The sequence below is a fragment of the Pseudomonas sp. Irchel s3h14 genome (assembly GCF_900187425.1).
Classification (GTDB): Bacteria; Pseudomonadota; Gammaproteobacteria; order Pseudomonadales; family Pseudomonadaceae; genus Aquipseudomonas.
Map to the genome: position 1 here is coordinate 41,187 of NZ_FYDJ01000014.1, position 21,633 is coordinate 62,819.

22 protein-coding genes and 2 pseudogenes are annotated in these 21,633 nt (G+C 58.6%); 15 read left to right on the forward strand and 9 right to left on the reverse strand.

Annotated features, from left to right (window positions below):
* Window positions 1–153: 153 nt before the first annotated feature.
* Window positions 154–1,854 (forward strand): long-chain-fatty-acid--CoA ligase FadD1, encoded by a 1,701-nt coding sequence (fadD1, locus tag CKW16_RS22905; RefSeq protein WP_095130870.1) that lies wholly within the window; start codon window positions 154–156, stop codon window positions 1,852–1,854.
* Between the two features lie 165 nt (window positions 1,855–2,019).
* Here fadD1 and CKW16_RS22910 read toward each other — a convergent pair whose 3' ends face one another.
* Window positions 2,020–2,397: a hypothetical protein gene (locus CKW16_RS22910; protein WP_033056806.1), complete on the reverse strand. Its 378-nt coding sequence runs from the start codon at window positions 2,395–2,397 to the stop codon at window positions 2,020–2,022.
* 198 nt (window positions 2,398–2,595) lie between these two features.
* Between CKW16_RS22910 and CKW16_RS22915 the strand changes: the two genes are divergently transcribed.
* From CKW16_RS22915 to def, 3 genes are all read left to right on the forward strand, one after another.
* Window positions 2,596–2,787: a CsbD family protein gene (locus CKW16_RS22915; RefSeq protein ID WP_046049500.1), complete on the forward strand. Its 192-nt coding sequence runs from the start codon at window positions 2,596–2,598 to the stop codon at window positions 2,785–2,787.
* A 171-nt stretch (window positions 2,788–2,958) separates the two neighbouring features.
* The gene (locus CKW16_RS22920) at window positions 2,959–3,915 is read left to right on the forward strand and encodes a YihY/virulence factor BrkB family protein (RefSeq protein ID WP_095130872.1); all 957 of its coding nucleotides are present in this window, start codon (window positions 2,959–2,961) and stop codon (window positions 3,913–3,915) included.
* Window positions 3,912–4,451, forward strand: a complete 540-nt coding sequence (gene def / locus CKW16_RS22925) for a peptide deformylase (RefSeq protein WP_095130874.1) — start codon at window positions 3,912–3,914, stop codon at window positions 4,449–4,451. Before CKW16_RS22920 ends, def begins: the two co-directional genes overlap by 4 nt.
* Before the next feature lie 137 nt (window positions 4,452–4,588).
* On the opposite strand, the gene CKW16_RS22930 is transcribed toward def, so the two are convergent.
* Window positions 4,589–5,005: a GNAT family N-acetyltransferase gene (locus CKW16_RS22930; protein WP_095130876.1), complete on the reverse strand. Its 417-nt coding sequence runs from the start codon at window positions 5,003–5,005 to the stop codon at window positions 4,589–4,591.
* Window positions 5,006–5,405: 400 nt separating this feature from the next.
* On the opposite strand from CKW16_RS22930, the gene CKW16_RS22940 reads away from it, so the two are divergent.
* From CKW16_RS22940 to CKW16_RS22955, 4 genes are all read left to right on the forward strand, one after another.
* Window positions 5,406–6,347: a fatty acid desaturase gene (locus CKW16_RS22940; RefSeq protein WP_095130880.1), complete on the forward strand. Its 942-nt coding sequence runs from the start codon at window positions 5,406–5,408 to the stop codon at window positions 6,345–6,347.
* Window positions 6,348–6,355: 8 nt separating this feature from the next.
* Window positions 6,356–7,147, forward strand: coding sequence for a phosphate/phosphite/phosphonate ABC transporter substrate-binding protein (locus CKW16_RS22945; protein ID WP_095130882.1), 792 nt, complete (start codon window positions 6,356–6,358; stop codon window positions 7,145–7,147).
* Between the two features lie 225 nt (window positions 7,148–7,372).
* A complete protein-coding gene (locus CKW16_RS22950; protein ID WP_095130884.1) occupies window positions 7,373–7,915 on the forward strand; it encodes a sigma-70 family RNA polymerase sigma factor in 543 nt (180 codons plus the stop codon).
* Window positions 7,912–8,925 (forward strand): ABC transporter substrate-binding protein, encoded by a 1,014-nt coding sequence (locus CKW16_RS22955; protein WP_095130886.1) that lies wholly within the window; start codon window positions 7,912–7,914, stop codon window positions 8,923–8,925. The genes CKW16_RS22950 and CKW16_RS22955 overlap by 4 nt, the downstream gene beginning before the upstream one ends.
* Before the next feature lie 24 nt (window positions 8,926–8,949).
* Here the strand turns inward: CKW16_RS22955 and gstA are convergent, their stop codons facing one another.
* Window positions 8,950–9,552 (reverse strand): glutathione transferase GstA, encoded by a 603-nt coding sequence (gene gstA, locus CKW16_RS22960; RefSeq protein ID WP_095130888.1) that lies wholly within the window; start codon window positions 9,550–9,552, stop codon window positions 8,950–8,952.
* 99 nt (window positions 9,553–9,651) lie between these two features.
* Between gstA and CKW16_RS22965 the strand changes: the two genes are divergently transcribed.
* From CKW16_RS22965 to CKW16_RS32950, 3 genes and pseudogenes are all read left to right on the forward strand, one after another.
* Window positions 9,652–10,524 carry a LysR family transcriptional regulator gene (locus CKW16_RS22965; RefSeq protein WP_095130890.1) on the forward strand — a complete coding sequence of 291 codons (873 nt, stop codon included), beginning with the start codon at window positions 9,652–9,654 and terminating at the stop codon, window positions 10,522–10,524.
* 519 nt (window positions 10,525–11,043) lie between these two features.
* Window positions 11,044–11,715, forward strand: a pseudogene (locus CKW16_RS32945) (PAS domain-containing protein); the annotation flags it as partial.
* 111 nt (window positions 11,716–11,826) lie between these two features.
* A pseudogene (locus tag CKW16_RS32950) lies at window positions 11,827–12,258 on the forward strand (methyl-accepting chemotaxis protein); the annotation flags it as partial.
* Window positions 12,259–12,446: 188 nt separating this feature from the next.
* Here CKW16_RS32950 and CKW16_RS22975 read toward each other — a convergent pair.
* The 4 genes from CKW16_RS22975 to CKW16_RS22990 form a co-directional block, all read right to left on the reverse strand.
* Window positions 12,447–13,001 carry a hypothetical protein gene (locus CKW16_RS22975; protein ID WP_095131003.1) on the reverse strand — a complete coding sequence of 185 codons (555 nt, stop codon included), beginning with the start codon at window positions 12,999–13,001 and terminating at the stop codon, window positions 12,447–12,449.
* A gap of 179 nt (window positions 13,002–13,180) precedes the next feature.
* Window positions 13,181–13,921, reverse strand: coding sequence for an NAD(P)-dependent oxidoreductase (locus tag CKW16_RS22980; protein ID WP_095130894.1), 741 nt, complete (start codon window positions 13,919–13,921; stop codon window positions 13,181–13,183).
* Window positions 13,922–13,961: 40 nt separating this feature from the next.
* Window positions 13,962–14,594, reverse strand: coding sequence for a glutathione S-transferase family protein (locus CKW16_RS22985; RefSeq protein WP_046049512.1), 633 nt, complete (start codon window positions 14,592–14,594; stop codon window positions 13,962–13,964).
* A 56-nt stretch (window positions 14,595–14,650) separates the two neighbouring features.
* Window positions 14,651–15,082: a PACE efflux transporter gene (locus CKW16_RS22990; protein ID WP_095130896.1), complete on the reverse strand. Its 432-nt coding sequence runs from the start codon at window positions 15,080–15,082 to the stop codon at window positions 14,651–14,653.
* Between the two features lie 119 nt (window positions 15,083–15,201).
* Between CKW16_RS22990 and CKW16_RS22995 the strand changes: the two genes are divergently transcribed.
* Window positions 15,202–16,074, forward strand: coding sequence for a LysR family transcriptional regulator (locus CKW16_RS22995; protein WP_095130898.1), 873 nt, complete (start codon window positions 15,202–15,204; stop codon window positions 16,072–16,074).
* Between the two features lie 116 nt (window positions 16,075–16,190).
* On the opposite strand, the gene CKW16_RS23000 is transcribed toward CKW16_RS22995, so the two are convergent.
* Entirely contained in the window at window positions 16,191–17,222 is a 1,032-nt protein-coding gene (locus tag CKW16_RS23000; RefSeq protein ID WP_095130900.1) for a LacI family DNA-binding transcriptional regulator, read from the reverse strand.
* Between the two features lie 213 nt (window positions 17,223–17,435).
* Between CKW16_RS23000 and CKW16_RS23005 the strand changes: the two genes are divergently transcribed.
* Window positions 17,436–17,969 carry a gluconokinase gene (locus tag CKW16_RS23005; RefSeq protein ID WP_046049516.1) on the forward strand — a complete coding sequence of 178 codons (534 nt, stop codon included), beginning with the start codon at window positions 17,436–17,438 and terminating at the stop codon, window positions 17,967–17,969.
* 82 nt (window positions 17,970–18,051) lie between these two features.
* Window positions 18,052–19,404, forward strand: coding sequence for a GntP family permease (locus CKW16_RS23010; RefSeq protein ID WP_074879321.1), 1,353 nt, complete (start codon window positions 18,052–18,054; stop codon window positions 19,402–19,404).
* Window positions 19,405–19,570: 166 nt separating this feature from the next.
* On the opposite strand, the gene alaC is transcribed toward CKW16_RS23010, so the two are convergent.
* Window positions 19,571–20,788 carry an alanine transaminase gene (gene alaC, locus CKW16_RS23015; RefSeq protein ID WP_095130902.1) on the reverse strand — a complete coding sequence of 406 codons (1,218 nt, stop codon included), beginning with the start codon at window positions 20,786–20,788 and terminating at the stop codon, window positions 19,571–19,573.
* Window positions 20,789–20,927: 139 nt separating this feature from the next.
* Here alaC and CKW16_RS23020 point away from each other — a divergent pair, with 139 nt between their 5' ends.
* Window positions 20,928–21,590: a LysE family translocator gene (locus CKW16_RS23020; protein ID WP_095130904.1), complete on the forward strand. Its 663-nt coding sequence runs from the start codon at window positions 20,928–20,930 to the stop codon at window positions 21,588–21,590.
* Window positions 21,591–21,633 lie beyond the last annotated feature (43 nt).

Below are 21,633 nucleotides of genomic sequence, written 5' to 3' on the forward strand. Positions count from 1 at the left end.
TTGGCTCTGGTCGGCCCTTTGCAAAGCTGCTACTCTCGGCGCGCTTTGTGACTTCTCGGCCTTGTTAAAAGCCAGACTCACCAATAATCAAACACCAATAATAATCGCATCAAATGCGGTATTTGAATTCGCGTTGCTGAGGAGTGGGCTTCCATGATCGAAGACTTTTGGAAGGATAAGTACCCTGCCGGGATTGCTGCCGACATCAATCCGGACGAGTATCCGAATATTCAGGCGGTGTTGAAGCAGTCCTGCCAACGCTTTGCCGACAAACCGGCATTCAGCAACCTGGGCAAGACAATCACCTACGGTGAACTGTACGAATTGTCCGGTGCCTTTGCCGCTTACCTGCAACAGCATACCGACTTGCAGCCGGGCGATCGAATCGCCGTGCAGCTGCCCAACGTGTTGCAGTACCCGGTCGCCGTCTTCGGTGCCATCCGCGCCGGGCTGATCGTGGTCAACACCAACCCGCTGTACACCGCGCGGGAAATGGAACACCAATTCAACGACTCCGGTGCCAAAGCCCTGGTCTGCCTGGCCAACATGGCGCACCTGGCCCAGCTCGTCGTGCCGAAAACCGGCGTCAAGCACGTGATCGTCACCGAAGTGGCCGACCTGCTGCCGCCGCTCAAGCGCCTGTTGGTCAACAGCGTCATCAAGTACGTGAAGAAGATGGTCCCGGCGTATCACTTGCCCAAGGCCATCAAGTTCAACGACGTACTGAGCAAGGGCCACGGCCAGCCAGTCGCTGAAGCCAACCCGGCCAGCGGCGACGTTGCCGTGCTGCAATACACCGGCGGCACCACCGGCGTGGCCAAGGGCGCGATGCTGACCCACCGCAACCTGGTGGCGAACATGCTGCAGTGCAAGGCGCTGATGGGTTCCAACCTCAATGAAGGTTGCGAGGTCCTGATCACGCCGCTGCCGCTGTACCACATCTATGCCTTCACCTTTCATTGCATGGCGATGATGCTGATCGGCAACCACAACATCCTGATCAGCAACCCGCGCGATTTGACGGCGATGGTCAAGGAACTGTCGAAGTGGAAATTCAGCGGTTTCGTCGGGCTCAATACGCTATTTGTCGCCCTGTGCAACAACGAAGGTTTCCGCAAGCTGGATTTCTCGGCGCTGAAAGTCACCCTGTCCGGTGGCATGGCCCTGCAACTGGCCGCGGCCGAGCGCTGGAAAGCGGTCACCGGTTGCGCCATCTGTGAAGGTTACGGCATGACCGAAACCAGCCCGGTGGCCACCGTCAATCCAATCCAGAACATCCAGATCGGCACCATCGGTATTCCGGTGCCGTCGACCCTGTGCAAAGTCATCGACGATGCCGGCGTTGAACAGCCAATGGGCGAAATCGGTGAGCTGTGTGTGAAAGGTCCGCAAGTGATGAAGGGCTACTGGCAGCGTCAGGACGCCACCGATGAAATCCTCGACAGCGAAGGCTGGTTGAAGACCGGTGACATCGCGCTGATCCAGCCTGACGGTTACATGCGCATCGTCGATCGCAAGAAAGACATGATTCTGGTCTCCGGTTTCAACGTGTACCCGAACGAACTGGAAGACGTGCTCGCGACCCTGCCGGGCGTGCTGCAATGCGCAGCCATCGGGGTGCCGGACGAGAAATCGGGCGAGGCGATCAAGATCTTCATCGTCGCCAAACCGGGCGTGACGCTGACCAAAGAGCAGGTGATGGAGCACATGCGCGCCAACGTCACCGGCTACAAAGTGCCGAAAGCCGTGGAGTTCCGCGACGCGCTGCCGACCACCAACGTTGGCAAGATCCTGCGCCGCGAGTTGCGCGACGAAGAGCTGAAAAAGCTCGGCGTCAAAAAGGTAAGCGCGTAACAAACAATAAGCCCCGCAGATGCGGGGCTTTTTGTTTCTGGCCAGGATGTTTTCAGCGTCTGTCAGGACGCTTTCGCGAGCAAGCCCGCTCCCGCATTTAATCGAGTTCATCCAGAAGGAATGCGATCGAATGTGGGAGCGGGCTTGCTCGCGAAGCTTTTGCTTTTAAAGGCGGAACTGCGCGAAATTGACGTTGGTACCCGCCGGGCGCATGTCCTGGAGGTACGAGTCCTTGTCGGCGCTCAGTTCCAGGCTCAAGGCTGCTTTACGCTTGCCTTCGTTGCGCACCACCAGACCTTCCAGCTTCTCGCGCAGGAATACCGTCGGCACTTTCAGGTGCAGCAGTTCGTCGGTATCCGGGGTGTGCATCAGCAGGTGAACCCACTCGTACTGACCAATGGCCAGACGCGCGACCGGAATATCGAACCACCAGATGTTGCGGTTGCGGTTCAATTCGGTGAAATGGCAGTTGTTGACGCCAAGCACAGCACCGCCAAGTTCCTGGTTTCTGCGGGCAATGGCCTGCTTTTTATCGAGTTTCATAACATTCCTACGGGATTGGATCTTCAGCGCCATGGCCTGAATACGTTGCGCATTCTCGGGGGTTGGTCGACAAACATAAAGCCCAACCTGCACTGAACGATGAAATGTCGCCGTGAAAATAAATGAAACTCCGTGCAAACGCCCCCGGTCAACCTTGTGTAACGACTTTCCCATTGAATTGTTCACAGGAGAAACACCATGAGCAGCACTGGCGATAAAGTAAAAGGCATGGCCAACGAAGCCGCCGGCAACGTCAAGCAAGGCGTCGGCAAGGCTACCGGTAACGAAAAAATGCGCACCGAAGGCGTCGCTCAGGAAAGGAAAGGCGAAGCCCAGCAAGCGGTCGGTAAAGCCAAGGATGCGCTCAAAAAAGGCATCGACAAGGCATGATCAGGCCTTTGATGAGCAACAGAAACGGCCATCCGCGGATGGTCGTTTTTGTGTCAGCCTGAACTTGCACAAGGAAATTGTTTCAAACTCGCCAAGTAGGCTACTTTGATGTAGAAAACGGCCCCTGAGTCGCCACGACTTCGAGCAAATTTGCGGCGAAAGGAGACGCTAATGTTTTTCCCACACATGAAAGGTCAGCGCCTGCACCGTGTCATGGTGCGCACGATCACCGAGTTCGTCGACGACGAGATGTCGACCTATGCCTCGGCGTTGGCCTATCAGATGCTGTTCTCGCTGTTCCCCTTCATTCTGTTCCTGATCGCCCTGATCGGTTTCCTGCACCTGCCGGACTTCTTCTCCTGGCTGCGCCTGCAATCGGAACTGGTCCTGCCGCCCCAGGCGCTGGAACAGGTGAACCCGGTCATCGACCAGCTCCAGCAATCCAAGGGTGGCTTGCTGTCGGTGGGTATCGTGATTGCCCTGTGGACCGCGTCCGCGGGTGTGCGGCTGATGATGAGTGCGATGAACGCCGCCTACGACGTGGTCGAAGGCCGTCCGGCGTGGAAGCGTTTTCCGCTATCGATCATCTACACCGTCGGCATCGCCGGCATGCTGCTGATCGCCGCCGCGCTGATGGTGCTCGGGCCGCAGGTGATGGCCTGGATCGCCTCGCAAGTCGGCCTTGAAGATTTCATCGTGACTGTCTGGACCATCGTGCGCTGGCCGGTGGTCGTGATTCTGTTGATGATGGCGGTGGCGCTGATTTACTACGTCATGCCTGACGTCAAACAGGAGTTCCGCTTCATCACCCCGGGCTCGGTGCTGGCGGTGGTGGTGTGGATCATCGCGTCGCTGGGCTTCGGTCTGTACGTCAAGATGTTCGCCAACTACAACGCCATGTATGGCAGTATCGGCGCGATCATCGTGTTGTTGCTGTACTTCTACATTTCCGCCGCCGTGCTGTTGCTCGGCGCGGAGATGAATGCCGTGATCGATCACATGTCGACCGAGGGCAAGAATGATGGCGAAAAAGTCCCCGGCGAGCTCGATCACGAACCCAAACACCACGTGTCGGGACTGGGTCGGGACCACTCGATCAAGCCGACCACTGACGAAGTCATCAAATGATCCGTGAAATCCTGAAAATGGGCGACGAGCGCCTGCTGCGCATTGCCCCGCCGGTGCCTGCCGAAATGTTCGACAGCCCCGAGCTGTGGCAACTGATCGACGACATGTTCCAGACCATGGAAAGCGTCGGCGGCGTTGGCCTGGCCGCACCGCAGATCGGCGTCGACCTGCAACTGGTGATCTTCGGTTTCGAGCACAGCGAACGCTACCCGGACGCCGAAGCCGTGCCACAGACGATTCTGATCAACCCGCTGATTACGCCGTTGAGCCCGGCGCTGGAAGAGGGTTTCGAAGGCTGCCTGTCGGTGCCCGGCCTGCGCGGCGCGGTGGATCGCTATCAGCACATTCGGTACGAAGGGTTCGATCCCAAAGGGCAGCCGATTGTGCGCATCGCCTCGGGATTCCATGCGCGCGTAGTGCAGCATGAATGCGATCACCTGATCGGCCGGTTATACCCCTCGCGCATCAGTGACTTCAGCAAGTTCGGGTTTACCGAAGTGATGTTCCCGGATCTCGATCCGAACTCAGACGATTGACCGAATCCAACCCGAAACCAATGTGGGAGCGGGCTTGCTCGCGAAGGGGCCATATCAGTCAATATTGATGTCGACTGACACGCCGCCTTCGCGAGCAAGCCCGCTCCCACATTAGATCTTCTTAAGGCTTTAGAACGTTATCTGGCCATGTCCAGACCCATGGCGATCATCGGTTTGCTGCGCGCGTAACGGCTCAAGCGTTCTGCCATGGAGTAGGGCAGTGGTGGGTCGAAGGTAAAACCACGACGTTCATAAAACCCGCGCAAGTCCGGATGACAAAACAGCCACACCGGGCCTTCAAGATCCTTCAGCGCCTCGGCGATCAACGCCGCAGCGATGCCCTGTTCACGGCAGGCCGGATCGACAAACAAACCCGTCAGCCAATGCCCGTCCGCCATCGGTCGCAAACACAGTGCGCCAATGATCTCTTCGCGCCTGGCCACCCAGAGTTGAGCGTCGCGGACGGCTTTCATCGACGATTGGTGCGCGCGATAAAACTTGTTCATCAAGGGCCACAAAGGCTCGGCGAGCAAGGTGTACTGGGTGTTGGGCATGGTCTTCGACTGTCGGTGCGCAAAGCGGGCGATTATAAAAGAACGCGCGCGCAGCGATAGGTGTATACCTGATCTCACATCCCGTATGAGTGGAGTACGTATCATGGCCAAAGGCATGGATTCAAAAAAAGCGGCAAAGAAGAAACCGGCAAAAACCGCCGATGAAAAGCGCGCGGACAAGAAGGCCAAGAAGGTGGATGTGTTCGGTCATTGATCCCGCGTTGATTGATCGTTCCCACGCTCTGCGTGGGAATGCAGCCCGTGACGCTCCGCGTCACTGGACGCAGAGCGTCCCTAGAGGCATTCCCACGCAGAGCGTGGGAACGATCCGTAAAGTAATCTGCAAGATTTCCCTGCGCCATTGCACAGAAGGGGATTGGTCCCCGATCTGAGCAACGTCATGCCCCATTACTTCGATACCGCCCACCGTGAAGAAATCGAAACCCTGCGCCAACGCTTGACCGCTCGCACCGAGTGGCCGACCTGGTTGCTGCTGATCGGCGTGTACGTCGGCTGGTTCGGCATCGTGCTCGCCAGTGGTTGGTTGGGCCTGTGGTGGAGCACTGTGCTGTTGATTCCGCTGGTGGTGCTCTGGTTGTCGGTGCAGCACGAATTGCTTCACGGTCACCCCACTCGCTGGACATCGCTGAACAAGATCCTCGGCTACGCGCCGTTCGCCGTCTGGTATCCCTACACCCTGTATCGCGACAGCCATTTGCGGCATCACCGCGATGAAGACTTGACCCTCCCGGGTCGGGATCCGGAAAGCCGTTACCTGAGCGCCGAGCAGTGGCAGGGCAGTTCACTGTTCGAACAGAGTCTGCACTGGCTGAACAAAACCGTACTCGGACGCTTCGCCCTCGGTGCACCACTGGCCTTGCTGGCGCTGGCCCGGGAGGAACTGCAACGTCTAAAAGCAGGTGAGCGGCAGGCCTGGTTGATGTGGTTGAGCCACGGCACGCTGACCCTGCTGATGTTGCTGTTTATCGCCCGCTACAGCGTGCTGCCGGTGTGGCATTACCTGTTGCTGATCAGTGTGCCGGCGCTATCGATTGCAATGATTCGCTCCTACTATGAACACCGTCCCCACGCCGAGCCCGAGCAAAGGACGGTCATCAATGAAGCGGCCTGGCCGTGGCGCTGGCTGTTCCTCAACCTCAATCTGCATTTGGTGCATCACGATTTGCCGGGGCTGCCCTGGTACGACTTGCCCCGCGCCTACCACGCGCGTCGCGAGCAATGGCTGGCGCGCAGCGGCGGGTTTCTGGTGCGGGGTTATGGCCAGTTGTGGCGTCAGCATGGGGTGAAGGCTATCGACAGCCCTCGGCATCCGTTCAGTTGAGAAATCCAATGACTTCAGCCTACGCAGAACTTTTGATGTACGTCGCCCCCGAACCGATCCGCGAGGTCAACGAGCGTTGGCTGACACGAGTGCTCGAGCGACTGGGTACCAGCCGCTGCAACGCCGAGGGCCTTTCGCTGATGGACCTCTGGCTGTCCCCGCACTTGCTGCTGACCCAAACCTGCGGCTACCCGCTGATGACCACGTTGCGCGGTCGGGTCCGGGTCATCGGTCGTCCTCGCTATGAATTGCCGGACGCCAATGGTGGCAACCATTGCAGCCTGTTGCTGAGTCGCACCGATGATCCGCGGCGCAGCTTGCCGGCGTTTCGCGACAGTCGTGGGGTTATCAATGGCGAAGACTCCAACAGCGGCATGAACCTGCTGCGTCATCGGCTGGCGCCTCTGCATCAAGAGGGGCAGTTCTTCGCTAGTGTCGATATCAGCGGTAGCCACCGCGAAAGCCTGCGCGGGTTGCGTGAAGGGACAGCGGACCTGGCGGCCATCGACAGCGTCACCTTCGCCTATCTCGCGCGGCACGCCGAAGAAGAAGTGGCCGGCCTGCGGGTCATTGCGCGAAGTGCATTCAGTCCGACCTTGCCGTTTATCAGCGCCGCGACCGTCACCGATGACCAGGCTGAAGAGCTGCGTCAGGTGATGAACACGACGTTGCAGGAATTGCCCGACGTCGCTGAAGTCCTCGGGCTGCACGAGGTTTTGCCGGCCAGCGAAAGCGACTATCAAATCATTCTCGACTATCAGCAAGAGGCCGAAGCGCTGGGGTATGGGCGATTGCGGTAGGCGGTGTGAAAAGATCGCAGCCTCGTTTCACTCGACAGCTGCTACAGGAAATCGGTGTGCATCTGTAGCAGCTGTCGAGTGAAACGAGGCTGCGATCTTTTGATGTTTAATGCTGTAACGGAATATAAAAATGCTTTTTAAGTATTATTAATGAATAAGGCTCCTTGCTAGGATCGCGTCACCGGATCACCGGACATTCAGCGACCCCTAACCCTTGGAGCCTCTATGTCCGGCACCGACCTTTCCCATCGCAACGACGTGGGCGGATTGTTCCGCGCGCATTACCCCTGGCTGTGCGCACGGTTGCGCCGGCATCTGGGCGCCAGTTCCAGCGTCGAAGACATCGCTGCCGAAACCTTTTTACAACTGCTCGAATCGCCGGGGCTGACCCCGATCCGCGAGCCTCGCGCCTTGCTCACCACCATTGCCCGGCGGTTGATCTATCAGCTCTGGCGCCGCCGCGATCTGGAACGCCAACACCTCGATCAGCTGCAACACCTCGATCAGCCTCTAGCGATCTCGCCCGAAGAACGGGTGCAACTGACCCAGGCCTTGCATGGCCTCGACCGTACGCTTGAGCGCTTGCCGGGCAAGGTTCGCGCAACCTTCCTGTTGTCGCGAATCGACGGTCTGACCTACCCGCAAATCGCCGCCGAACTGGGCATTTCCCAACGTTCGGTCAGCGTTTACATGACTCGTACCCAAGCCCTGTGCGCCCGGCACAGCGCCAACCAATCCTTGAATTCCCTGACCCGGAGGTCCGCATGAGATCGATCAAAACCCTGCTCGGCAGTTCGCTGCTGGCCCTGAGCCTTGTGGCTACCCACGTTCCCGCGGCAGAAAAAACCGCACCGATCCACTTCGGTGACATCACCTGGGAAAGCGGCAGTCTCATCACCGAAATCCTGCGCTTGATTGTCGAGAAAGGTTACGGCTACCCGACAGATACCTTGCCAGGCAGCACCGTCAGCCTCGAAGCGGCGTTGGCCAAGAACGATATTCAAGTGATCGGCGAAGAGTGGGCCGGGCGCAGTCCGGCGTGGGTCAAAGCCGCCTCGGAAGGCAAAGTGTTTGGGTTGGGCGACACGGTCAAAGGCGCCACCGAAGGCTGGTGGGTGCCGGAATACGTGATCAAGGGCGACCCCGAACGCGGCATCAAACCCCTGGCGCCGGAGCTGAAATCCGTCGCCGATCTGGCGCGCTACAAGGACGTGTTCCGCGACCCGGAAGACCCGAGCCGAGGACGCTTCCTCAACAGCCCGACCGGCTGGACCTCGGAGATCGTCAACAGTCAGAAACTCAAGGCCTATGACCTGACCGACAGCTTCGTCAACTTCCGCACGGGTTCTGGCGCCGCACTGGATGCCGAGGTGGCTTCGTCGATCCGTCGTGGCAAACCGGTGTTGTTCTATTACTGGTCGCCGACGCCGCTGTTGGGGCGTTTCAAACTGGTGAAACTCGACGAGCCGGCGTTCGACGCCGAAGCCTGGAAGACCTTGGCCGACGCCAACAACCCGAATCCAAAGGGCACGCGCTCGATGCCGGCAAGCCTGGCGATTGGGGTGTCCGCGCCGTTCAAGGCGCAGTACCCGGACCTGGTGGCGTTCTTCGAAAAGGTCGACCTGCCGATCGATCTGCTGAACCACACGCTCGGCCAGATGAGCGAAAAGCGCCTGCAACCGCGTCAGGTGGCCGAAGCGTTTTTGCGTGATCAGCCGCAGGTGTGGAAGGGCTGGGTACCCGGCGAGGTGGCCACTAAGGTGAGTGCGAGTTTGTAAATTTGTAGTGCCTGATCTTGAGGCCTACACCAACTCAGCGGCCAACGCAGCCTTCACGGCTGGCCGCTGATCAACCCGCGCCTGAAACCCTGCCAACGCCGGCCACTCATTCAAATCGATGGCAAACAGGTGCACCCAGCGCAACACCGTAAACAAATACGCATCACCAATGCTGAACCCGTCAGCCATCAAATAATCCTGGCGCTCCAGCGTCTGGCTCAACACAACAAAACGCTTGAACAATTTCTCCTTGATCAGCGCTTTCACCTCATCCGGGAACTGCGAACTGAACAACCACCCCAGCCCGCCATGAATCTCTGTCGAAACGAAATTCAGCCACTCCTGCAACCGCACCCGTTCGAACGTTCCGCTCGCGGGTGCCAGGTTCGCTTCGGGTCGCAGGTCTGCCAGGTATTGCAGGATCGCCGGGCCTTCGGTCAACACGTGTTCGTTGTCCAGTTGCAGTGCCGCGACGTAACCCTTTGGGTTGATGGCGAGGAAGTCGTCGCCGCTGGCGGTTCGTTTGGTGGTGTTGTCGACGCGGATCAAGTCGAACGGCAGATCCAGTTCGCGCAGCACGATGTGTGGCGCGAGCGAGCAGGCGTGTGGGGCGTAATACAACTTCATCGGCAGGGCTCTGGCTGGGGATTTGCGCCAGTGTCATAGTGCGCGGCACCCTCGGTAAAATTAATCTTTCAGAAAGCCGCCATAAGGAAAGCTACTGCCATGATGAATCTGATGCACTGGCGAATGGTGGTGGCCGTGGCTGACACGGGCAACATTACCCGGGCTGCCGAGCGGGTCGGCATGACCCAGTCCGGTGCCAGCCAGGCGTTGGCGTTGATTGAAGAAACCCTGGGCGTTCAGCTGTTCAGTCGGGAGAGTCGCCAGACCTTGCCGACGGCAATCGGCCAGTCTGTGATCGAACACGCGAGAACCATGCTCGGTGCCCTGGAAAACATCCGCAGCAGCGTCGATGCCACCAAAGACATTCAGCGCGGGACGATTCGCCTGGCCAGTTTCCCCATGGTGTTGGCGACTTTCCTGCCACCGCTGCTGCGTCAGTTCAATCGGCTTTATCCCGGTATTCAGGTGGTCGCGCTGGAAGTCAGTGACGATGAAGTGGAAACGCTGCTCGGCGCCGGGCTGGTGGATGTCGGCGTGGTGTTGAACCCGGCGCCCGAGCGCAATGCCGGTCGCCTGGGACGTGATGCCTGGATGGCGGTGGTGCCTGGTGGCCATCCCTTGGCTCGCCGTTCGAATGAAGAAGGCGTCTCCCTGGCTGAGTTGGCGGAACAACCTTTTGTACTGGCTACCGGCGGTTGTTCGACCAACGCTCGCAGCCTGGCAGAGGATGCCGGGCTGCAACTGCTTGATGTGCGGGTTGAGGTCCGTGAGTGGAGCAGTGCGTTCACCCTGGTGCGGGAAAACATCGGCGTGACGCTGGTGCCGGAGATGACGCTGCCGAGCCAACTTCAGGGTTTGCGCGTGGTGCCGGTGACGCCGCGTATCGATCGCGAATTTGCTTTGGTGGCCGCTGCGAATAAGCCACCCTCGGCGGCGGTGCAGGCGTTGATGGGCATGCTCGCTGAGAAATGACGCATTCCAATGCTGAACCGATTTTGTCCTCAATACTGGCCGACTAGTGGCCTTGCTTACCTGCCTCGCCTGTCTATGCTGACTCGTAACTAACTATGTCGACCGCATGTGAAGGCCGTCATACAGGTTAAAAGTGCGCAACCCAAGGCGCCGACTCTGAACAATACGGAGCTGTCCGGTCAATGGAATGTCTTATCAGAACGTTAGGGCTGGCCCGATTCCGGGCTATCAAGAGAAGGATGTCTTGATAAGAGCGTTGCTGCATGGACTCTCCGATTAAACATCATTGATCACCTGACCAAGTCCTTCCTGTGGAGGGATGCGTGTGCCTGTTCCCTGGAACGTAGTGGTGGAGCTGTTGAAAGAGCAAAGAACTTTCATCAAACAAAAGACCGCGCTGAAGGTGATACGACTATGTTTAATCGACGTCACAAGACTGACCTGCTGGAAATCGAACGATTCAGTTGCGCGCTGACCGAGGCTAACGCGAAGTTGGCCGCGGTCAGCCGCTCGATGGCAATGATTGAGTTCACCCCCGAAGGGATCGTGCTCGATGCCAACGACAACTTTTGCAGTGTCATGGGTTACAGCGCCGAAGAAGTGCGCGGTAAGCATCACCGGATCTTTTGCGAAGAAGCGTTTTATCGAAGCGAAGCCTACGCCAAGTTGTGGCGTGACCTGGCCCGTGGCGAGCCGGTGAGCGGGACCTTTTTACGCTTGAACAGGAGCGGCAAGGAGATCTGGCTCGAAGCCAGCTATATGCCGGTGCTCGGCGCTGATCGTCAGGTTCGGAGTGTGATCAAAGTCGCCACTGACATCTCAGCCAGGGTCTACAAGGAACACGAAAACGAGAGCATGCTCGCGGCGATCGGTCGTTCCATGGCCGTGATCGAATTCACCCCGGATGGCAAAGTCATCACGGCCAACGACAACTTCTTGAAGACGATGCATTACTCGCTCAACGAAGTGGTTGGCCAGCACCACAGCCTGTTTTGTCATCGTGCCGAAGCCGAATCGCAGGCCTACAAAGCGTTCTGGGCCTCGCTCAATCGCGGCGAATATCACTCGCACCGTTTCGAGCGCAAAGATAAGCACGGTCATACGGTTTTCCTGGAGGCTTCTTACAACCCGCTGTTCGACACCAAGGGTCGGTTGTACAAAGTGGTCAAGTTCGCCAGCGACATCACCCAGCAAGTCACCACCCTGCAAACCGCCGCGGAATCGGCCCACAGCACTTCGGTACAAAACGACGCCTGCGCGCAGAAAGGTTCTCAGGTGGTGCAGCAAACGGTGCAGACCATCCAGGACATTTCCAAAGACTTGAACGAAGCGGCGCTGAGCATCGATGCGGTGAGCAAGCAGTCGGACATCATCGGCACCATCGTCCAGACCATTCGTGGCATTGCCGATCAAACCAATCTGCTGGCGCTCAACGCTGCGATCGAAGCGGCCCGGGCCGGGGAACACGGGCGCGGGTTCGCGGTAGTCGCCGATGAAGTTCGCAGCCTTGCGGCACGAACGAGCCAGGCAACGGTGGAGATCGTTGAAGTGGTGCGCAAGAATCACGATTTGTCATTGAGCGCGGTGTCGAGCATGCAGTCCAGTTTGAGTCGAACCGGGCTTGGGGTGGAACTGGCGAATGAGGCGGGAGCGGTGATACTGGAGATTCAACAAGGGTCGCGGCATGTGGTGGATGCGATCAGTCAGTTCAACTCGACCTTGCAGATAAGTTGATAGCGGCACATTGAAAAGGGTCCGCTATCCCTGTAGGAGCCGAGCTTGCTCGCGATGGCGGTCTTACATTCAACACATACGTTGTCTGCCAGTCCGCCATCGCGAGCAAGCTCGGCTCCTACAGGTTCTGCGCCTTAACTGACTGGCATTGCCCTCGAAGGGACCCTTTTTTATTGACTCCCGCGCTGTTAAAGCGAAGCGAGGAACTTGTCGACCACTTGGCTGCTGCCGTTTTCGCTGCTGCTGTTTTCTTTCTCGGCCTGCGCCAGTTTGATCTTGTCTTGCATGCGCTCGGCAATCTCTTTACCGATCGCCAGTTGTTTTTCCGGCGGCATGGCTTTTAGGTCGTCTTCCGTCAAACCCATTTCTTCCAGGATGCTGTCGCGCAACCGCTCCTCCGGCGTTTTGCTCATGTACTCCTTGAAGGCGTCCGTGGCTGTTTCAACATCGGTCGGTAGTTTGGCGGACAGGGCAAGCAGTCCCACGCGGGTTTTGGCGAACGCCTCATCGACGTTATCGCTGATTCGGGTCGCTTCGCTGACCTGTTGCGTGGCGATTTGGGTGGCGGAGTCCTGGACCTGCTTAGTGGTCTGCGCGGTTTGCGCCTGCACATTGTTTTGCAGGGCTTGTGTCATGGCGGCTTGCAGGCCGCCCTGAAGTCCGGCGGCGGCGTCCGAGATCGGTTCGTCGCCGGGACGCTTGGGGAGGGGCGCCACCAGGTTTTGTTTTGCACTGACCAACATGATGAATAGACCTTGTAGGTATTTGCGGTGCAGTGCTTTCAGCAAATAGTGTGCCTTGTTAAAAAATATCAACAAAAACAATTATTTAGGATTTTACAGCTCGGCGAGTGACGAAGGATTTAGGCCAACCTTTGCCGCCGGGCGGCAGAGGTCTACCGCACGGTGGATCAGCGATGGGCTTATGGCGCAATAGGGATATCGAACGTCTGAAATGCATCATCCACAGGCCGGTAACCTAACACCCGCATGGTTTCGCTGATGTCCAGGCGCTTGAAGCGGTTGTTGGAAATGCCGTGGGCGATCAGGTGTTGCACGCCTTCGACCTCCACCGAACGCTGCAGCAACTGCACCGCATCGCGCGGGCTCAGCCAGGCGCTTAGGTCTCGGGCATTGGTCAGTTCATGACGGTCCGGGAATTCGAAAGCGCCGATCCGTATCGCGATGGTAGAGAGGTTGCGTTTGGCAGCATAGAACGCACACAACGCTTCGCCATAACACTTGCTGACGCCATACAGATTGGCCGGCATGACCTGCATGCCCGGGGCGATCTGCCGGTCCACCGGATAGCCTTCGATGGTTTGCGCACTGCTGGCGAACACTAGTCGCTGGCAGCCAGCCGCCGCCGCGGCTTCGAACAGGTAAGTGGTGGCCAGAATGTTATTGGGCAGCAGCTCATTGAAAGTGGCAGTGGCGTGAGGAATACCGGCCAGGTGCACGATGACGTCGATCCCTTTCAATACTTCGCCCATTGCCTCGGGGTCGGACAGGTCCAGGCTGACAAAACGGTGAGGCGCATCGACCGCAAAGTCGGGCTCGATGCGATCCGTCAGGACGAAGGTGTAGCGGTCTTTTGAGGCTTCGAAAAAGGTTTTGCCGATTCTGCCGCAGGCACCGGTCAGCAGTATGTTGAGTCCGTTCATGTGTCTCTCTTTTCAGGGTAGGAGTGTTGCGGGTTTGGCGTTATGGCAGGCCGTTGCAGCCATGTTTCAGAAATCCCGGGCGTTGTGCCAATCGCTGAAAATACTCGTCGATGGCCGGGTAGTCGGGACGCTCCATCGGTGTCATCAGCCAGCGATTGACCGACAGCCCGATGACGATGTCCGCCAGCGTGAAGTGTGGCCCGGCGACATACGCTTTGGTGGCCGCGAGCTGATGCTCGAGGATGCCCATCTTCTGATTCCAGCCATGTACACCGGCTGCAATGTGATGCGGGTCCCGGAATTCCGGATCTTTGCGTACCAACGCCGTGAACGCGTAGCTCCAGGAGGCATTGAGCTCGGTCGCTTGCCAATCCATCCACTGTTCCACCCGAGCGCGCGCCGCCGGTTCGTGGGGCAGCAGATCGGTGTTGTGGTGTTTACCGGCCAGATAGCGGCAGATGGTGTTGGACTCCCACAGCACGCCGGCCTCATCGATGATCACGGGCACCAGTGCGTTGGGATTGAGCCTGAGAAACTCCGGCGTGTGGGTCGACGCATAACCGCCGCCCCAGTCTTCACGTTCGTAGGCAACACCCAGTTCCTCACAGGTCCATAGGACTTTTCTGACGTTGATGGACGAGGCTTTTCCCAGAATCTTCAGTGCATGTTCCATTGAGCTACTCCGTTAGCGATTCGACGCTTCAGGAATCTAACAGACATTCAGCGTTTTCAAACCGGATCAGGCAGCGCCGAAGTTGGCAAACCAAACGTGCGATCAAACAACCAGTTGAAGGCGAAGGTGTAGCACGGGATGAAAATGATCAGCGCCGCGTCCAGCAAGAAGGCTTGCACCAGGCTGATGTTCATCCACCAGGCGATCAACGGGATGAGGAACACTATCAAGGTTAGTTGAAAACCCACGGCATGGGCGATGCGCCGTTTAACGGTGCGGGTGCGCGAAGGCTGACGACTTTCCCAGCGCTCGAACAGCGAGGTGTAGATGAAGTTCCAGGTCACCGCGATGGTGGTAATGATCACTGCCAACGGACCAGTGCTGCCGGGCGAGGTGCCGGACAATAACGCCAGACCCAGGGCCGAGAAGGTCATGCCGATGACCTCGTAAAGGGACACGTAGAGCAGTTTTCGTTTAACGCTTTGCATGGGATTTGCCTCTTTCTGCGAACTTGTAGCCAGGAGCACTGGCGAAGGCGGCGAAAGATAGCTTCAATGTGGATGACAGAAAAAGTCAGTAGCTTTCAGTTTTATTGATAGGACGACAGATGAATTTCAACAGTGACAGCATCGAGTTGTTCCTCGCGGTGATCGAGCGCGGCTCGTTTTCCGCTGCCGCCCGGGCGCTGGGTAAAGTGCCGTCGGCGGTGAGCATGGGCATCGCCAACCTGGAAGCCGAACTCGGTTATCCACTGTTCGATCGCAGCCATCGCGAGCCGGTGCCGACGGCGATGGCCAGCGCATTGGTGCCGCATGCGCGACTGATTGCCGAGCAACTCAAACAGCTGCAAGTGCATGCGGTCGAGTTGTCGCTGGGGCTGGAAAGCAAGTTGTCGATCGGGGTCGTGGCGGACATCGACAAGGGCCGCGTGATGACGGCGATCAAGGTCATCGCCGAGCGACATCCGCTACTGGAAATCGAAATGCTCAGCGCGCCGCAGGATGATGTGCTGGCGATGCTCCACAGCGGCCGGGTCAGCGTTTGCCTGGCGTTCGCCGGGCTGAGCATGAACGTGCTGGAGCGGTTCCAGTTCGTCGGCACCGAGCGGATGATTGCCACGCTGGCGGCGGACAATCCGCTGTTTCAGGGCAAGGATTTGTTCCTGGAAGACTTGGTCCACGTACGGCAAATCATCGTCGCCAGCCGCGACCTGCCGATCAGCGAAACCCGGCCGCTGGTGGCCGAGTCTTACTGGCGCACTGACACGCTGGCCATGGCGCTGGAAATGGTCGAGGCCGGATTGGGCTGGGGTAATTTTCCGCTGTCGGTGGTCCAGCCGTTGCTGGATGCTGGAAGGTTCAAGTGCCTGAGCTTCCGCAACATCGAGAACGGGTTGGTGCTGCCGGTGCATGCGGTGTGGCTCAAGAGCCAGCCATTGCAGAAAGGGGCGTTGGCGTTTGTGGAACTCATTTCCACATGATCGTTCCCACGCTCTGCGTGGGAAAGCCTCAATGGACGCTCTGCGTCCGCTTCTGGGACGCGGAGCGTCCCGGGCTGCATTCCCACGCAGAGCGTGGGAACGATCAAGGTGCCGCGTCAGGTACTCTCGCGCACCTTCAACTCAAACCCCATGTCCTGCACCGGTTTCGCAACCGTATTACCAGCCATCAACGTCAACATCTGCTCCGCCGCGCGCCGACCGATGGCTTCTCGCGGGGTGCTGATGCTGCTCAGGCGCGGGACCATGTGGGCCGAGGCCGGCAGGTCGTTGAAGCCGAGGATCGCCACTTGTTCGGGGATCTTGATCCCGCAGCGCATGGCTTCGAGCAGTGCGCCCTGGGCGAGGTCGTCGTTGCCAAAGAAGATCGCATCGACATCGGGATGACTGGCGAGCAGTTGCAGGAACAGTTCGCCACCAAGGCCGACGGAGGAAGAACGAGGTGTCAGCACTTCCAGGTCCGGGTCATACAAACCGGCCTTTTGCAGGGCTTTGCGGAAACCTTCGCCGCGCAGCAACGTGCGTTGATCGAGTTGCGCGCCGATGTAAGCCAGGCGTTTACGACCGCGTGACAGCAAATGCCCGGCCGCGGTCTCGCCAGCCGCGAGTTGCGAAAAACCCACGCAATTCAGACCGGCGGCGCTGTCCAGTTCCATCATGTACACGCAGGGAATGTTGCTGGCCTCGATCATCCGGCGCGAACTTTCGGTGCGGTCGAAACCGGTCAGCAGCAAACCGCGAGGTTGATACGCCATGTAGTTGCGCAGCAGGTTTTCTTCTTCATCGCGTGAGTAATGGAAGTTCCCGATCAGCACTTCGAAGCCTTTTGGGCGCAAAACCTGATGAATGGCTTCCAGCGTGTCGATGAACAACAAGTTGGACAGCGACGGCACCAAAACCACCACCGAATGGCTCTGGGCCGAGGCTAACGCGCGGGCGGCGGGGTTGACCACGTAGTTGAGTTCAAGCGCCGCTTTCTGCACTTTTTCCACCAGTTCGGTGGCCACCGTGCTGACCCCGCGCAGGGCGCGAGAGGCGGTGATCGGGCTGACACCGGCCAGGCGTGCGACTTCGTTCAAAGTGGGGCGGCCAGTGGTGCGCGTATTTTTATCGTTTTTAGGAGAGATCATCGGACGGCTTGCCAAACAAAATTCGAGGCACTAAGGTAGCGCTGTCTCGACGCAGCTGCAAATGCGTGAGCGGGGTTTGCCTGATCCCCGTTTTTTGGCGTTGGGAACGAACATGCTGCAACCCACAAAAATGACAAGAAGGCGTCGGCAACTTCTGCTTTTTCTAGTGTCATAACTGGCAAAGGTAGCGCTGTCTGCGCGCTGAGGTGTTACATGAATCATCCCATCACCGCCCTGGTCATCATGGGCGTTGCCGGTTGCGGCAAGACTTGCGTCAGCGAGGCCTTGTGCCAACTCAGCGGCGCGACCGCCATTGAAGGCGACACTTTCCACCCTGCCGCCAATATCGAAAAGATGAGCGCGGGTATCCCCCTGAACGACGACGACCGTGCCGGCTGGCTCGACAGCCTGTGCGATGAATTGCGCCGCATTGACGCCAAGGGCGAACGCCCGGTGCTGACCTGCTCGGCCCTCAAACACATTTACCGCGAACGTCTGCGCAGCGCCTTGCCGGGCCTGGGCTTCGTGTTCCTTGAGCTGACCCCTGAAGTTGCCGCCGATCGTGTCTCCCATCGGCCGGGCCACTTCATGCCATCGACCCTGATCGACAGCCAGTTCGCCACCCTTGAATCACCTGTTGGCGAGCCCCTGACCCTGGCTCTGGACGCTTCGAACCACAGCGTCGACCAATTGGCGAAGCAAGCTCATGACTGGTGGCAGGCTCATGGCCTGAAACACGCCGTATGAGTTTTGCCAGAAGAGATAGCGCTGTCCTGATGGCTTGCGAATTCCCCGCTTTAATAACAACAACAACCAGGAGACACCCCTAATGTTTGGCATGTCCCACGAGACGTTCCTGCTGCTAGACGCAGTGGTCACGGTGATCGGACTTATCGTCCTGATTACCAAGTTCAAGTTTCACCCGTTCATTGCCCTGATCATCGCTGCAGCCTTTCTCGGGCTGACCTCCGGCATGCCAATTGGCACCATCATCAAGGCGTTCCAGGACGGCTTCGGTGGGGTGCTCGGGTTCGTCGGGATCATCCTCGCGCTGGGCACGATGCTCGGCAAAATGATGGCCGAGTCGGGCGGGGCGGATCAGATTGCCCAAACCCTGATTCGTGCGTTCGGCAAGGACAAGGTGCAGTGGGCGATGATGTTCGCGGCCTTCCTGGTCGGCATTCCGCTGTTCTTCGAAATCGGCTTTGTGCTGCTGATCCCGCTGGTGTTCATCGTGGCCCGGCGTACCGGCGTGTCGATCATCAAGATCGGTATCCCGCTGCTGGCCGGTCTGTCCGCCGTGCACGGTCTGGTTCCGCCGCACCCGGGTCCGTTGCTGGCCATCGGCGTGTTCGGTGCCGACATCGGTAAAACCATTCTGTACGGCCTGATCGTTGCGCTGCCGACGGCCATCATCGCCGGCCCGATCTACGGCACGTTCATTGCCAAGTACATTCCGGGTCATCCTAACCAGGAACTGGTCGATCAACTGGCGCGTGATGACGAATCTGCCGATCTCCCGAGCTTCGCCATCACCTTGATCACCGTGCTGTCGCCGGTGTTCCTGATGCTGCTCAAGACTTTTGCCGATGTGGTGCTGCCGGATGGCAACTTCTTCCGCACTTTCATGGACCTGATCGGTCACCCGATCTCGGCGTTGCTGCTGGCGTTGCTGCTGTCGCTGTACACCTTCGGTTACAAGCAGGGCATTGGCTCCAACCAGATGCTCAAATGGCTGGATGCCAGCCTTGCGCCAACCGCCGCCATCATCCTGATCATCGGTGCCGGTGGTGGCTTCAAGCAGATGCTGGTCACGAGCGGCGTTGGTAATGTCATCGGCAACATGGCGGTGGAAGCGCAGATCTCGCCAATCCTTCTGGCGTGGCTGGTGGCGGCGGTGATCCGTATCGCGACCGGTTCGGCGACCGTGGCGACCATTACTGGCGCAGGCATTGTGGTGCCGGTGGTGGGGATGATTCCGGGTGTGAACCGTGAGTTGCTGGTGCTGGCCACCGGTGCCGGTTCGCTGATCCTGTCTCACGTCAACGACGCGGGTTTCTGGCTGGTGAAGCAGTACTTCAACATGACCGTGGCGGAAACCTTCAAGACCTGGACCGCGATGGAAACCATCCTGTCCGTGGTGGGTCTGGGCTTCATCCTGCTGTTGTCGTTGTTCGTTTAAACACACTGCACTGATCGTTCCCACGCTCCGCGTGGGAATGCCGCGATGGACGCTCTGCGTCCACTGTGACGCGGAGCGTCACAGGATGCATTCCCACGCAGAGCGTGGGAACGATCAAGCACAAAAAAACCGCATCGCTGCGGTTTTTTTGTGTCTGCTTAATAAATCAGGCGTTGGCTTTCTGAACCAGCCCATCCGCCCGGAACATCCCGCGAATCCCGCGTATGGCCTGACGAATCCGGTCCTGGTTTTCGATCAGCGCGAAGCGCACGTGATCGTCCCCATACTCACCAAACCCTACGCCCGGCGAGACACAAACCTTGGCCTCGGCCAGCAGTTTCTTGGCGAACTCCAGCGAGCCCAAGTGCGCATACGCCTCGGGGATCTTCGCCCAGACATACATCGACGCTTTCGGGTTCTCGACCATCCAGCCCAGTTCATGCAGGCCTTTGACCAGTACGTTGCGACGCTGACGATACTGCTCGGCAATGTCTTTGACGCACTGCTGATCACCTTCCAGCGCCGCAATCGCCGCGACCTGCAGCGGGGTGAACGTGCCGTAGTCGTGGTAGCTCTTGATCCGCGCCAGGGCGTTGACCAGTTCGGCGTTGCCGACCATGAACCCGATGCGCCAGCCCGCCATGTTGTAACTCTTGGACAGGGTGAAAAACTCCACCGCAATGTCCTTGGCGCCCGGCACTTGCATGATCGACGGGGCTTTCCAGCCGTCGTAGACGATGTCGGCGTAAGCCAGGTCGTGCACCACCAAAACGTCGTACTGTTTGGCGAGTGCGATCACCCGTTCGAAGAAATCCAGTTCCACGCATTGAGCAGTGGGATTCGACGGGAAGCCGAGGATCATCATTTTCGGTTTCGGGATCGAGCCGCGAATGGCGCTTTCCAGTTCGGCGAAGAAGTCCACGCCCGGAATCAACGGCACCGAACGCACCTGGGCGCCGGCAATCACCGCGCCGTAGATGTGAATCGGGTAGCTCGGGTTCGGCACCAGAACGGTGTCGCCCTGGTCGAGGGTGGCCAGCATCAAATGCGCCAGGCCTTCCTTGGAACCGATGGTGACAATGGCTTCGCTTTCCGGGTCGATGTCGACCTCGTAGCGATCCTTGTACCAATTGGAAATCGCCCGGCGCAGACGCGGAATGCCCTTGGACGTCGAGTAACCGTGGGTGTCTTCGCGCTGGGCGACGGTCACCAGTTTTTCGACGATGTGCGGCGGAGTAGGGCCATCAGGGTTGCCCATGCTGAAGTCGATGATGTCTTCGCCACGACGACGGGCGGCCATCTTCAGCTCGGCAGTGATGTTGAATACGTAAGGGGGGAGTCGATCTATGCGCGCAAAGCGGCGCGGCGAACCTGGGTTAGCCATTGTTGCCTCGGATAACGTGAGCGCCCGGAACCGTCCGAGCGACGCTGGCCACTGCGGTGGCCTGTGGCGGAATGTAAGGGCTGATGTGGCAAACTGTCCAGCGACTATGTAAACAAATTTATCCGAAGGAAATCGGTTGATGGAATTTACCAGTGGCTTCTTGCTGAGCCTTTCGCTGTGCCTGGACATCGGCGTGGCCAATATCGCGATGATCACGTTGGCGATGCAGCGTGGCTATTTTCAAGGCTTTGCGCTGGGTTTGGGGACCTGTGTCGGCGACCTGATCTACGCCGTGCTGGCCTTGGCCGGGATGACCGTTTTGCTGCAATACGAAACCGTGCGCTGGGTGCTGTGGATTGGCGGTTCGGCGCTGTTGTTGTACTTCGCGGCGAAGATGATCTATTCGGCGATTCACCATGAGGCGGTATTGGCGCAGGCCGAAGACGTGGGACAGAACTCTCACCGGAAGGAGTTTTTCCGCGGGATCTTCCTCGCCATGTCGTCACCCAGTGCCATTCTCTGGTTCGCGGCGGTGGGCGGCACATTGATCGCTCGTTCCGGTGGCGGTGGTGCCCTCAGCTCGGCGTTGTTTCTTGGCGGGTTTCTCTGCGCCGGGTTGCTCTGGTGCGTGGCTTTGTGTTTCGCCGCGAGTCACGGCGGCAAGTTGCTGGGGGACAAACTGCTGCGTTACTCCTATATGGCATCGGCGGCGATCTTCTGCTATTTCGCGGTCTACGTGATCCTATCGGGGTATAACGAGTTTGTCGGCGCAGGTGCTGTCGAGCAGTTGCATGCACTGTAACTGGGCGAATTCGGTTTGGGTTCTATACTCCCAGCCGAACCCA

Bases quoted from the DNA above. Each gene is read 5' to 3' on its own strand.
- fadD1 (WP_095130870.1), top strand. From the start codon at position 154: ATGATCGAAGACTTTTGGAAGGATAAGTACCCTGCCGGGATTGCTGCC.
- CKW16_RS22910 (WP_033056806.1), bottom strand. From the start codon at position 2,397: ATGAAACTCGATAAAAAGCAGGCCATTGCCCGCAGAAACCAGGAACTT.
- CKW16_RS22915 (WP_046049500.1), top strand. From the start codon at position 2,596: ATGAGCAGCACTGGCGATAAAGTAAAAGGCATGGCCAACGAAGCCGCC.
- CKW16_RS22920 (WP_095130872.1), top strand. From the start codon at position 2,959: ATGTTTTTCCCACACATGAAAGGTCAGCGCCTGCACCGTGTCATGGTG.
- def (WP_095130874.1), top strand. From the start codon at position 3,912: ATGATCCGTGAAATCCTGAAAATGGGCGACGAGCGCCTGCTGCGCATT.
- CKW16_RS22930 (WP_095130876.1), bottom strand. From the start codon at position 5,005: ATGCCCAACACCCAGTACACCTTGCTCGCCGAGCCTTTGTGGCCCTTG.
- CKW16_RS22940 (WP_095130880.1), top strand. From the start codon at position 5,406: ATGCCCCATTACTTCGATACCGCCCACCGTGAAGAAATCGAAACCCTG.
- CKW16_RS22945 (WP_095130882.1), top strand. From the start codon at position 6,356: ATGACTTCAGCCTACGCAGAACTTTTGATGTACGTCGCCCCCGAACCG.
- CKW16_RS22950 (WP_095130884.1), top strand. From the start codon at position 7,373: ATGTCCGGCACCGACCTTTCCCATCGCAACGACGTGGGCGGATTGTTC.
- CKW16_RS22955 (WP_095130886.1), top strand. From the start codon at position 7,912: ATGAGATCGATCAAAACCCTGCTCGGCAGTTCGCTGCTGGCCCTGAGC.
- gstA (WP_095130888.1), bottom strand. From the start codon at position 9,552: ATGAAGTTGTATTACGCCCCACACGCCTGCTCGCTCGCGCCACACATC.
- CKW16_RS22965 (WP_095130890.1), top strand. From the start codon at position 9,652: ATGATGAATCTGATGCACTGGCGAATGGTGGTGGCCGTGGCTGACACG.
- CKW16_RS22975 (WP_095131003.1), bottom strand. From the start codon at position 13,001: ATGTTGGTCAGTGCAAAACAAAACCTGGTGGCGCCCCTCCCCAAGCGT.
- CKW16_RS22980 (WP_095130894.1), bottom strand. From the start codon at position 13,921: ATGAACGGACTCAACATACTGCTGACCGGTGCCTGCGGCAGAATCGGC.
- CKW16_RS22985 (WP_046049512.1), bottom strand. From the start codon at position 14,594: ATGGAACATGCACTGAAGATTCTGGGAAAAGCCTCGTCCATCAACGTC.
- CKW16_RS22990 (WP_095130896.1), bottom strand. From the start codon at position 15,082: ATGCAAAGCGTTAAACGAAAACTGCTCTACGTGTCCCTTTACGAGGTC.
- CKW16_RS22995 (WP_095130898.1), top strand. From the start codon at position 15,202: ATGAATTTCAACAGTGACAGCATCGAGTTGTTCCTCGCGGTGATCGAG.
- CKW16_RS23000 (WP_095130900.1), bottom strand. From the start codon at position 17,222: ATGATCTCTCCTAAAAACGATAAAAATACGCGCACCACTGGCCGCCCC.
- CKW16_RS23005 (WP_046049516.1), top strand. From the start codon at position 17,436: ATGAATCATCCCATCACCGCCCTGGTCATCATGGGCGTTGCCGGTTGC.
- CKW16_RS23010 (WP_074879321.1), top strand. From the start codon at position 18,052: ATGTTTGGCATGTCCCACGAGACGTTCCTGCTGCTAGACGCAGTGGTC.
- alaC (WP_095130902.1), bottom strand. From the start codon at position 20,788: ATGGCTAACCCAGGTTCGCCGCGCCGCTTTGCGCGCATAGATCGACTC.
- CKW16_RS23020 (WP_095130904.1), top strand. From the start codon at position 20,928: ATGGAATTTACCAGTGGCTTCTTGCTGAGCCTTTCGCTGTGCCTGGAC.